Origin of the sequence: Salipaludibacillus sp. CF4.18, from assembly GCF_051262595.1 — a bacterium.
GTDB lineage: Bacteria > Bacillota > Bacilli > Bacillales > Salisediminibacteriaceae > Salipaludibacillus > Salipaludibacillus neizhouensis.
Map to the genome: position 1 here is coordinate 58,980 of NZ_JBIMEV010000021.1, position 11,232 is coordinate 70,211.

Here is an 11,232-nt window from a genome sequence, read left to right on the forward strand (position 1 = left end):
AATGGCACTTTTTATTTTGGACTTAAAACAATATTTGGTTTTTTGTCTGAATCTAACCATTTCATTATTTTTACGATGTTTGTTTCTGACAGTGCAACACAGCCTGCTGTTGCACTGTTAGAGTCTTTCCAGACATGCATAAAAATGGCACTGCCTTTATTTGAAATGATAGGATCAACATTATAATCTATTGTAATAGCATACTTATACAATTGTTGATGTAACCTCTCAAATGAATTCCATCTAGAATTAGGATCACCAGAATAATTGATCCATTTATTATAATCATTTGATGCTGAATCATCTATCCAATAGTCATTTGAAGTGACTCTAGTGTATGGAAAATTAAGACCACTAGGTTCCTGAGCTGTTCCAAATCCTCTCGACAAGCCGTATGTTCCTGTAGGGGTTTGACCATCTCCTTCAACCTTGTTCTCTCCAAATCCATTGTATCCTAACGTTGCTGGGAATACAGAATATCTCGGGCGCCAGTTTCCATTCTGCTTCTCATACAATCTAACACTTGCTTGAATAGTAGTTGAATTTGCAGCATCGGCAATAATGACTTGTTCAGATCCCTGTAATTTATTTAAAAACCTTTGCTCGTATGCTGATAAATTATAAGTTACTGACTCTGCTCTGACATACGCTTTTTTTCCTGAGAAATTAATTTCGTACCAATTTAAACCAAACTCATCTATTATTTCATATTTGATATTTGGTTCTAGCGTTGCTATTTTTTTCAAATCACCTGATTCATTATCATAAACCGCAACTGATTCACGAGTAGTAAATGAAGTGAAATTTAAGTTTTTCTTAATCACTCCATTTGTCGCTCCTTTTTCTATAGAAGGCGAAGTTCCAGCTGCCCAGACGTAACCTTTTTTATCACCGATTTTTACTTCATGCCAATTTCCATAGGCTCGTTCTCTTTTGAATGTTTGACCTTGTTCAAGTGAACCTATATCAACTAGAGAGCCATTTCTATTTTCATATAATGGGAGATTCTCCATATCCACACGGAAGTAGCGATCTGATGCGCTAAAACTAACCGTTACATTTTCTTTATTCATATAACCGACACGATCGGACAGTAAGACACGATACCAGTTTCCGTAATCACTAACAATTGGGTAGCTTTTCCCTGCTTTAACCTCGCCGAATTCCACTAATTTCCCCGTCGAATTATCATAAATTTTTGCATCACTCTTGACCGTCAAGTTTTGGGAAGAGTATGACATCCCCTGGTTTTCGTTCTTAACAGCACTCGCACTTGCAGGACGCGTGCCATCTACGTAAACATACCCGTAACTTCTGCCAAACTGAATCCGATGCCAGTTTGATCCATAGGCACTTATTCTTGGATATACTTGACCTTTCGTTAATTCTCCCACCTGTTTCAACGAACCACCTGAATTATCATAAACAGGCATATTGTTTGATACCACTTCAAAATGGGTATCTCCCTTACTAAAGCTCACCGTGACATGGTCTTTACTGATGTACCCAATTCGATCGGAGAATAAAATTCGATACCAATTCCCATAATTCCCGACAATGGCGTATTCTTGCCCCTTCGCTATTTTTCCGAATGAGACGAGACTTCCAGAGCTATTATCGTAAACATGCACCTCGCGGTCCACTTTTAATACCCGGTCACTCATTTGATAGTTCACGTTCTTATTTTTCAAACTGTTTCCACTTACTGGGACTGTCCCCTGCGAATACACATATCCCTGTTCTTTTCCGAATTGAATTTTATGCCAACTCGGTCCATAGGAACTAATTCTCGGGTAGACTTGTCCTTTCGTTACATTTCCTACTTTCTTCAATTCTCCATTTTGATTCTTGTACACTGGTAATTCGCTCTCTGTAACTTGAAAATATGTATCCGCTGATGTGAAGGAGACGTCGACGCCCGATTTACTCACATAACCGATTCGATCGGAAAACAATACTCGATACCAATTGCCATAATCACTTACGATGGGATAGGTCTGTCCAGCCTGTACCTCGCCAAACTTTACAAGTGATCCACTCGTGTTATCATAGACCGCTATATCTTCCTTCGCAGTAAAAGTACGCGCCCCTTGTGAATAACCGCTTCCTTCGTTCCCGATTGCACTAGATGACGATGGTTCCGTGTGCCGAGCATGAACGTATCCGAAGTGGTCTCCGTATTGAATTCTATGCCAGCTTTCCCCATAAGAACTAATTCTCACATAGGTTTCATCTTTCTCTAATAGACCAACTTCTACTAAACTTCCTGACCGATTATCGAACACTTTTATATTATCTGTCAGTACACGGAAGTAATTCGTGTTGTACTCCTCTGCACTTGTGAACGAAGAGTCATCGACAGATTGCAAAGCTACTGTTGTTCCGGATTCTTCCTCTTGGTTTTCTTCTTCACTCTCTTTCGTTTCCACTGTCGCGTTTTGTTCGGTCTCTTCTTTCCCTACCTGTTCATTGTCATCCGTAGAGGTTCCGGAATTATCTCCGTTCTCTTGATTCGCTTCTGTAGTGGATTCTTTTTCAGCAACCTCTTCTTCACTATCTGACAGTGGTTCCGCATTATTTGAGGAGTTTGTATCTTGCCCTTCCTCGTTGGAAGATGTCTCCTCCTCAAGAGATTCATTTTCTCCATTGGTAGCTTCCGCTTCCTGATCGCCTGCCGGGGATGGGGTTAAGATTACATCATGTCCGCCTAATGTGGCTATGTAAGATGCGTCGTCTTCTTGGTCTTTGATCTTTACTGCTTGATCTTCGAAAACGATTCCTTCTAACATTACCGTTTCATCTATCGCTTCAAACCTATACTCTTGATCGAGCACTACCTCAGAAGTCTCTTCCACTGTGTCACGATCTTCCTCATATAGTTCAAGGGACCACGTTTCTAATAAACTTGTATCCTCTATATATCCTTTTGTTCCAAACCAATCTATGTGTATTTTTTCTTGGTCATCCACGTAATAAATTATATCTGATACATTCTTATTTATAGTTCCTAGTAGTTCTCCCTCATTAGTTTTTACGTTTAAATTTGATTGTTCCTGTAAGCTATTTGCTGAAACACCAACGCTGCTAACAATAAAGATCATAAAAACTACAAAATATACCACCATATAAGCTATTTTGACTTGTTTCATACATTTCCCCTTCACTTCTTAATCTTTTAATCTCATTATAATTGAGGAAAATCTTCTTTTCAAGGGTTTTAATGGTATAAAAGGAAGTATAAAAGGAAGTGTTCTATGTGAAAAAACCAGAAAAAAGTAGATAAATGGGTATATAGTCTTGTTTTTTAGACTCAATTAGTGATTAATTTCTATTCAGACTCTTGCATATGCTCTATTCTCTTCATTTTTCCTCACACTACTATTAAGCATCAAAGATGGGGTGGTGTATGGATAGCCATCTACTTATACATTGTTACTTTTAAGAAAGTTGCTTTGGAGTCTGGTAAAACTTGCAAGTACTCACGACCGAGTCATCGTTAGTAAGGTCCCCTTCTTCGCGTCCTGTAGTTGCAATGTTAATCTTCAAAATTAAGAAACGGGAGAGGAAATAGTAGGTAGACGAATTCAGTTCCTTGCAGTAATAACATGTGGGGATAATTAGCCAACGGTAGATTATAACGTAATACTTTTTATTCATTGGGGTACCTTGTGATTTCTTGGATGACAACGTGTGCTGAATTAGAACTAAGTTCTGAACTAGCTTTATTTCCAGCAGAAGTATCCAAAGCGTCAGGAGGAGGCTCTTTTATTTTCCATTATAAAAGCATGGTGATATCCAGAGGCTCGTTAGCCTTCTAGTTATCACCATGCTTATGTGAATCAGTAACATGTCATCAATATTTACTTGAAATACTGTAGCACGATATTTATTGCGTTTAAAATGCTATTTTAGGATGCGCGGCGGGCTCCTAGGTAGCGTGGTTTCCAGTAGCTGTTATCCATACTTGTGATGGTTACGCCTGTGGATGAGCCACTGTGAATGAATTGGTTGTTTCCGATATATATTCCGTTATGTGATGGTCCTTTTTTGTAGGTTTCGAAATAGACGATGTCGCCTACTTGGAGTGATGTTACAGCTTTCGTTGCATTCCATTGCAATGCAACTGTTCTTGGTAAGGAAACACCGTTTTTTTGAAAGACGTTTTGGATGAATCCACTACAGTCAAATCCGTTGGCAGTTGTTCCGCCCCATACATATGGTACGCCGATGTAGCTTCCTGCGTCTGCAACTAGATTGATTGTGTTGAAGGATGTGTTCGATGAGCCTGATCCACCACTAGAGCCGGATTCTTCTTTATGTATCGATGACACTTCCTGAAGCTTGTCCCAGGTAGATTTTGTTGCAATCCCGTCTGATACGAGTTTCCAATCCTTTTGGAATTTTACGAGAGCTGATTTTGTTTGCGGTCCGAATTGGCCGTCTGCTCTGCCAGTTAAATGTCCAATAGCACGCAGCATGTTTTGCAATTCGACAACATTGGATCCTGTGCTTCCCTCTTTAAGTGTATCGGAGGAATTTGATCCATTTGATTTACTGTTTTCAATTGAGCCGCTTGATCCGCCTGTTGGTTTGGATTCGGTTGTTGTATTACTGTCTTTTTTCACGATTGTCTCCAATTGTTTAAATGTGTTTGGTCCAAAAATGCCGTCTACACCAATTTTTGCCTGACGTTGAAGCGACTTTACAGCATTGGCTGTTTGTGGTCCGTATACTCCATCAGCACTGCCTGATAAAAAACCTAAGTCTTTGAGACGCGTTTGCAGGCTTCGTACCTTATCTCCCCTGGATCCTTGTCTTAAGATAACGTTCGATAATAAGTTGGAGGATACATTGGATTTTGATGCTTCTTTATAGCCAGAATTGTCAGCTTTTTTAGTAGTAGCGGATGTATTGTTTATTTCTGCATTGATGCGGGCCAATGTATTAAGGCCTGCTAATCCGTCCACGGTTAAGCTACGAGCTTGCTGAAATTTCCGAATGGCCTGTACCGTTGGGGCACCGTAATTTCCTGATGTTGAACCCTCGTAAAAACCCGCTTTTTTCAAGTAAGCTTGTAAACTAGTAACATCACTATTCGACGTTCCTAGTCGCATCACTTGTTTTGTGTTGCTGATCGCTTTAACAGTTGCTGTGGTTGAGGAAGCTTCTTTGGTGGATTCTTTTTTACTTGATCCAGATGTGGAAGTACTGCCACTTAATGCTCCGAATGTTTGTCGTCCGACAATTCCGTCCTGTGTTAATTTATTCTCCTTTTGGAATGTAACAACAGCTTCGCGAGTCAGGTCACCGAAATAGCCTGTAGCGGTATGGTGTTTGAAATGCCCTTTTTCTATTAAGCGTTCTTGCAGTTGTTTAACTTCGCTGTTTTCCATCCCTTGTCGGAGGGTGTTATCTCCAAAGGAAGCTTCTGCCATGCTAGGTGCGATCAATGCTACCCCTGTTGCTGCAACGGAAACAAAAAGTGTTGAACGGATTTTCGACTCTAAAAAAGACATGCATTCACCTCTCTCGTGTTTTTTCGCGAAAATAGAGTCTATTCTCCTAATTTCCGCTATGGTGAATTAATTTTATCAAAGATATCGATAGGTTAGTAGGTTCTATTGTCCTATTTAGTGAATATAAATGTCAAAATTTTCATGGGCAATTATTTATGATACCAGTTTTCAGAAAGTTTTTTAAAAGTTTTTTAAATTAAAATGTTTTAAAGGCGGTAGGGCTGGGTACACTTATACTAAGAGTTGAAATCCACCACTTTCATCTCTCCCCCCTATCATTTTGATAGATATATGCTTGTTGAAGGGATTTCTCTTTAACAGCGAAAAAGATACTCCTCGTCCCAAGGGGTATCTTTTTTTGTGCACTTTTGTGATACTCTTTGTTTTACCTTTGATAGACTTTTCATCTATCATGGGAATGGGTATACATTTAAATTATAATTGTAATGGAGGGTTGAATATGAGTGTAGATATTGACAAAGGATTGAAACGATATTTATTCGCCTATGAGGTGATTTCAACGGGTGTGAAAAGTGAATTCAGTATCGCTGAGATGAATGAAGACAAAGCGCGGGCTAAAATTACCGAGCGCGTGGCTGATATGGAGTTTACAGAGGAAGATGATATTAAAATTGTTGAATTGCTGAAGGTGTTAGAGTTGAAAGATTCTTATTATGAGTGTGAAGGTTGCTCGTAACCATAGCTCGTAGCACGCAATGAACGATGTTGCAGAAGGCGCAGAAAAAAGTGAAGGATACTTTTTCTGTGCCTTTTTAGATGCAGGAGGTAGCTTTTTTAAGCTGTTGGTGAGGGATAGGGGGATCCTTCTTTATTGGTCGCTCATTTTTCTTAAAGAACCGATGCATTTCCTTTCTAACTCGCGATATCGCTTGGCCAGCTCATTCTTCTTTAAAAACTATTTATCATAAAAAAACCCTACCTTATAAAGGCAGGGAGTAGATTTTATTTAATTATTATTCTGCAGCGTTATCTTCAGCAGGTTCTTCAGCAGGCGCTTCTTCTAGTTCCGCATTTTCAGCAGCTGGTTCTTCTTCTACTTCAACCTCAGTAGTATTGTTTTCTACTGCTGGATCAGTTTCGAGTTCAGTTTCGTTTTCAGTGCCACCACATGCAGCCAAGACACCTAGAGTTAACACGCTTGATAGTACAGTAAGCATTAATTTCTTTTTCATAATAAAATTCCTCCTCATTATACATATCTATGTGCTGACCATTGTTCTCTGTTGATTCTTAGGTACTGATCAACTAAGATTATCTTAACTCTTAAAAATCCAACTAGCAATATCTTCCACAGCTTTTAGGAAGTCTTCCATACTTTCTCACAGTTTTATGAGAAACCATGTAAAAATGGTATTTTATGGTATACACTTAATCCGGAAATTATCTTATCAAATATCGGGATTGGATACCTCACGATCTAAGGTTCAAAAAAGTAGGAATTAAAGATTTCCTCATTGCTGCTTAATTGTTTGTTCTGAGTCTAGCTGTATAGAAAAGAGGTGACACTGCACTTCTTGGGGAATATAAAGCGGCGCCCGAAGCGAATACAAGAACCAAGTGTTAAGAAAAACGCATAGTGTCTTAATTTAAAGTAAAAGCACTGCTTTCTTAACCATAGATTTTAAAAATCTCGAAGCGAAGTAGCGAAGGCGGCGATTCCTAGGGAAAAGCAATAGCTGAAGACCACGCAGGGAGAACTTTCCCGAGGAGGCTGAAGCATTGCCCGCGGAAAGCGTCCGCCTAAAGCGGATTCGAGCACCTCTGTTCGATAGTAACCAACACGATAATTATCTTGCAAAAAAAGGATACGCTCAAGAGCGTATCCTTTAATATATATATATCAAATAAGGGGGGTTTGATAGTTATCACATATTTCCTTCTTCGTTCATCATACCATTGTTCTCCAATGCTGGATCTTCGTTGACTGGCTCTTCTACATCGCCACATGCTCCAAGAACACCTATGGCAAATACACTTGATAAAACTGTCAGCATTAATTTCTTTTTCATGATTTCCTCATCCTCCTATTTATTGATAAGAATCAAAGTATTCACGATTTCAAAACTTAGTGATCAGTCGTTTACTTCTACTTCCGTATTGGTGCCCATATCATTGTCCACGTTGTTCTCCAACACTGGATCATCATTGATTGGCTCTTCGTCTACATCTCCGCATGCTCCAAGAACACCGAGTGCCAGTACGCTTGACATTGCCACTAACATTAGTTTCTTTTTCAAAATAGAAATCCTCCTTTTCTCATTAAATTATATTTAGTATTTCAATGTTTCCCTGTCATATTAAGAATTATTCTTTTCATCGGGCATTTCGCCCATATCGTCGTTCGTGTCGTCACCTAGTTCTTCATCCTTCGCGCCTTCTTCTTCACCCATACCATTCTCTTCAGGCATATTCTCTCCTTCATTCTTGCCGTTTTCTTCAGGCATACCTTCTTCTTCTTTCATAGTACCGTTTTCCTCTAAATTAGTTTCTGTACCAGTATCGTTTGCTGGTGCATCATTTACTGGTGTTTCTTCATTATTCCCTCCACAAGCTGCAAGCACACCTAAAGTCAATACACTCGACATTGCGGTTAACATTAATTTTTTCTTCATCATTCATTTCCTCCTTATATGTGTTTTACCTAGTTTTCGTCTAACTGTTTATTTCATACCTTCTATTTTTAACCACTTATTGCTTATGAGTTGTTTGTTTCATCCATTTCATCATTCATGCTGTTGTTCTCTTCCACGCTTTCCTCTTCGTTCATACTTTTTTCCTCATTCATTCCTTCATCCATGCTGTTTTCTTCTTTCATTCCTTCATTCATGCTATTTTCTTCTTTCATTCCTTCGTCCATGCTGTTTTCTTCATTCACACTGTTGTCAGTCGTTTCAACTTGATTTGTAGTGCCACCTTCATTGACCTCTACGTTTTCCTCTTCGTTATTTCCTCCACATGCTGTTAGAATTCCTAGTGATAATACTCCTGATGCGAGTGTTAAAATTGCTTTTTTCATGAATGTATTCCTCCTAATATTTTTTTGAGATTGTTTTACGGATGTATGAGCCTTGACCGTAAATTCAATGGATGATTGCTATTAAGACTGGCTCTACTACAGGGTATTACACCGCAGCCATCAGTTAAAACATGAATTAGCCCTTTTTGATAATCTCCCATATTCTTCCCCTACTTCCGTAAATACGAAATCCCACCATGAGTACACTTCATGGCTCCCTATTTTTAATCTAGTCATCAAAAATTATTTCAAATACATATTCAAATTACACACTTTTTCATAATAATATTGTCTTTTTTGCGGCTTTTGGGGTCCATTTTTTGGGGTCAGACCCCCCATTTATTGGAAATGGTGTTTTGGCTAATTAAGTGGATGACGGAATGGAGAGGATAAGAGAAAAAGTAAAAAGGATGACTTTCTATGACAATCATTCGTCTAGGTTATGTAGCGATGAGTTCTGTCGTTAAAAATGCATCTCCTTCGAAAACAATGACTTTTGCGCAGTTCGAAAAGATTGCTAATACAGACGCCGCTATTAGAAAACTTTCCCGGCTCGCACAGACTAATTTACAAAACTGCATACGACTTCTTAAACACAATGTGGCAAATGATATTACTTTTTTTCGCCTTAGCTCCAAGCTTGTGCCTTTGGTCAATCATCCTGAGATCGGTAATTGGGATTATATTTCTCCGTTAAAGGCTGAATTTGAAGAGATAAAAGAAATCATCAACCGCCATCACATCCGAGTTGATTTTCACCCGGATCACTTCGTTGTTCTGAATAATGCCGACAAAGATATTCTGCAAACTTCGATTCGGACACTCCGCTACCACTATAAGCTTCTCATGGGTATGGGAGTCGATCCTAAGCACCGGTGTGTGCTTCATGTTGGCGGACACTATAATGATAAGACAAAGGCATTAGAAAACTTTATTGAAAACTGGGGGTTCGTCCCTCAAGAATTACAAGCAATGGTCATGTTGGAGAACGATGATACCAAATTCACGTTATCGGATACGTTGTATTTGTGCGAAAAGCTAGAGGTACCGATGGTTTTCGATTACCATCATCACCTGGCTAATCCAGGGACAGTTAATTGGCGGGAGGATTGGGATAGAGTGCTCCAAACGTGGACCCAATCAAATTTACCTGTGAAAATGCACATTTCCAGTCCTAAAAGCGAAACCCAATACCGGGCTCACCACGAATATATCGACACGGAGCTGTTTTTTGACTTTTTAAAGGAAGTGAAAGGCTCCGTTGATCAGATTGATTGTATGATCGAAGCAAAAAAGAAAGACAGTGCCTTGTTTCAGTTAATGAAAGATATGAAAAGCCGAAGCGATGTATCCATCATCAACCAAAGCACCGTAAAGCTTCTATAACACCACCCATTACTGAGAAAGCAAATTAAAGCCTCACCTAAATTCCAAATAATGGCGGGTCTGACCCCCTTGGTTTGTGCTTTTCTCTTTCTTTTATTTTTTGCGGGAGTTATGTAATAATTGAATTTATATACTTTTTGAGCGATTAATAACAGAAGGAGCGATTTTCTATGTCAGATTATGAAGAGACTGACCTACCTAAAATAGAAGTTAATGATATGCCTTTCGAGTGGGAAACCGAAAAGGGTACGTTTAGGTATCTTGGGGAGGATGTTGTTCTTTTTTGGATAGATACTGCCATGAAAAGCTTTTTAGAAACGATTCAAGAGGTTTCCGGGGAGGAAGCAGCTGATGTCGTTCTAGAGACAACTGGATTTAGAATGGGTACCGATGTCAGTAATTTTTATAAACAAACGGATATCAATGAGATATTTGATATCCTTCCTAAGATTTATGGTTCTGCCGGTTGGGGAAAGGTGACAATTAAAGAGGTATCGTTGGAAAATAAAACTGCTGTTATACAAGTAGAGGACAGCTGGGAATATAAAATTATAAGAAAACAAGGAAAGAAGAAGCCTAACTTGTTTTTGCCGGGTCACTGGGCTGGCGTCTTGTCTGGTCTGTTTCATGAAAACATTTGGTATAACATCTCGAAGTCTCAGGCAATGGGGGATGACTATGATGAGTACACACTTGGGCCATCTTCCGTGACACCTACAGTTAACATGCATGATTTAGCTCGCAATGAAGAACAGGCTCATATTATAAAGCTTGAGGAAATGGTTGATGAACGAACGAAAGAATTAACCGATTTAATTCAGGAAATATCCTCTCCGATCATACCGGTGTTAGATGACATTGTTGTGATCCCATTATTAGGAAGGTATGATGAAAATCGAGCCAATGAGCTGCTTGATAAAACCTTGGAAAGACTCCCTAAGTTCCAAGCCAAGTATTTAATTTTAGATCTGACTGGTCTAGATGGCGATGCGAATGAACATAGCTTGTCGCTGATTCAAGGGTTAACATCGACTACTTCACTGCTTGGAACGGATACAATTCTTGTCGGTATCTCACCTGATTTAAGTATGAAAATGACACAGGGTGGCTTTACACTCAGAGATAATAACTTTCATTGCTTTTCTACATTGAAACACGCTATTTTATTTGCCTTGTCTCAAGAAGGCCGTCAGATTCCATAAGATGAAAAGTTCCAACTGTTCAAGGCAACTCCAGTGATGATCACTGGAGTTGTTTTTTTGTTTTAGGTGGCTTCTTAGAGTTTCCATATTT

General features: G+C 39.1%; 10 protein-coding genes. 3 read left to right on the forward strand and 7 right to left on the reverse strand.

Annotation, left to right across the window (positions count from 1 at the left end; genetic code table 11):
- Positions 1 to 11: 11 nt before the first annotated feature.
- Positions 12 to 3,149, reverse strand: a complete 3,138-nt coding sequence (locus ACHABW_RS13850; RefSeq protein ID WP_435755848.1) for a L,D-transpeptidase family protein — start codon at positions 3,147 to 3,149, stop codon at positions 12 to 14.
- Positions 3,150 to 3,908: 759 nt separating this feature from the next.
- Complete coding sequence (locus tag ACHABW_RS13855) at positions 3,909 to 5,516, reverse strand: peptidoglycan-binding protein (RefSeq protein ID WP_435755849.1); 1,608 nt, start codon at positions 5,514 to 5,516, stop codon at positions 3,909 to 3,911.
- A gap of 460 nt (positions 5,517 to 5,976) precedes the next feature.
- Here ACHABW_RS13855 and ACHABW_RS13860 point away from each other — a divergent pair, with 460 nt between their 5' ends.
- The gene (locus ACHABW_RS13860; RefSeq protein ID WP_223292414.1) at positions 5,977 to 6,213 is read left to right on the forward strand and encodes a hypothetical protein; all 237 of its coding nucleotides are present in this window, start codon (positions 5,977 to 5,979) and stop codon (positions 6,211 to 6,213) included.
- A gap of 277 nt (positions 6,214 to 6,490) precedes the next feature.
- Here the strand turns inward: ACHABW_RS13860 and ACHABW_RS13865 are convergent, their stop codons facing one another.
- The 5 genes from ACHABW_RS13865 to ACHABW_RS13885 form a co-directional block, all read right to left on the reverse strand.
- Positions 6,491 to 6,709 carry a hypothetical protein gene (locus ACHABW_RS13865; RefSeq protein ID WP_435755850.1) on the reverse strand — a complete coding sequence of 73 codons (219 nt, stop codon included), beginning with the start codon at positions 6,707 to 6,709 and terminating at the stop codon, positions 6,491 to 6,493.
- 693 nt (positions 6,710 to 7,402) lie between these two features.
- Positions 7,403 to 7,546, reverse strand: coding sequence for a hypothetical protein (locus tag ACHABW_RS13870; protein ID WP_435755851.1), 144 nt, complete (start codon positions 7,544 to 7,546; stop codon positions 7,403 to 7,405).
- Between the two features lie 63 nt (positions 7,547 to 7,609).
- Positions 7,610 to 7,774, reverse strand: a complete 165-nt coding sequence (locus ACHABW_RS13875) for a hypothetical protein (RefSeq protein ID WP_435755852.1) — start codon at positions 7,772 to 7,774, stop codon at positions 7,610 to 7,612.
- A 60-nt stretch (positions 7,775 to 7,834) separates the two neighbouring features.
- Complete coding sequence (locus ACHABW_RS13880; protein ID WP_435755853.1) at positions 7,835 to 8,152, reverse strand: hypothetical protein; 318 nt, start codon at positions 8,150 to 8,152, stop codon at positions 7,835 to 7,837.
- 80 nt (positions 8,153 to 8,232) lie between these two features.
- Positions 8,233 to 8,553 (reverse strand): hypothetical protein, encoded by a 321-nt coding sequence (locus tag ACHABW_RS13885; protein ID WP_435755854.1) that lies wholly within the window; start codon positions 8,551 to 8,553, stop codon positions 8,233 to 8,235.
- 420 nt (positions 8,554 to 8,973) lie between these two features.
- On the opposite strand from ACHABW_RS13885, the gene uvsE reads away from it, so the two are divergent.
- Both uvsE and ACHABW_RS13895 read left to right on the forward strand, forming a co-directional pair.
- Positions 8,974 to 9,939 (forward strand): UV DNA damage repair endonuclease UvsE, encoded by a 966-nt coding sequence (gene uvsE, locus ACHABW_RS13890; RefSeq protein ID WP_435755855.1) that lies wholly within the window; start codon positions 8,974 to 8,976, stop codon positions 9,937 to 9,939.
- 170 nt (positions 9,940 to 10,109) lie between these two features.
- On the forward strand, positions 10,110 to 11,141 hold the full coding sequence (locus tag ACHABW_RS13895) for an STAS domain-containing protein (RefSeq protein ID WP_435755856.1): 1,032 nt from the start codon (positions 10,110 to 10,112) through the stop codon (positions 11,139 to 11,141).
- The last annotated feature ends 91 nt before the right edge of the window (positions 11,142 to 11,232 follow it).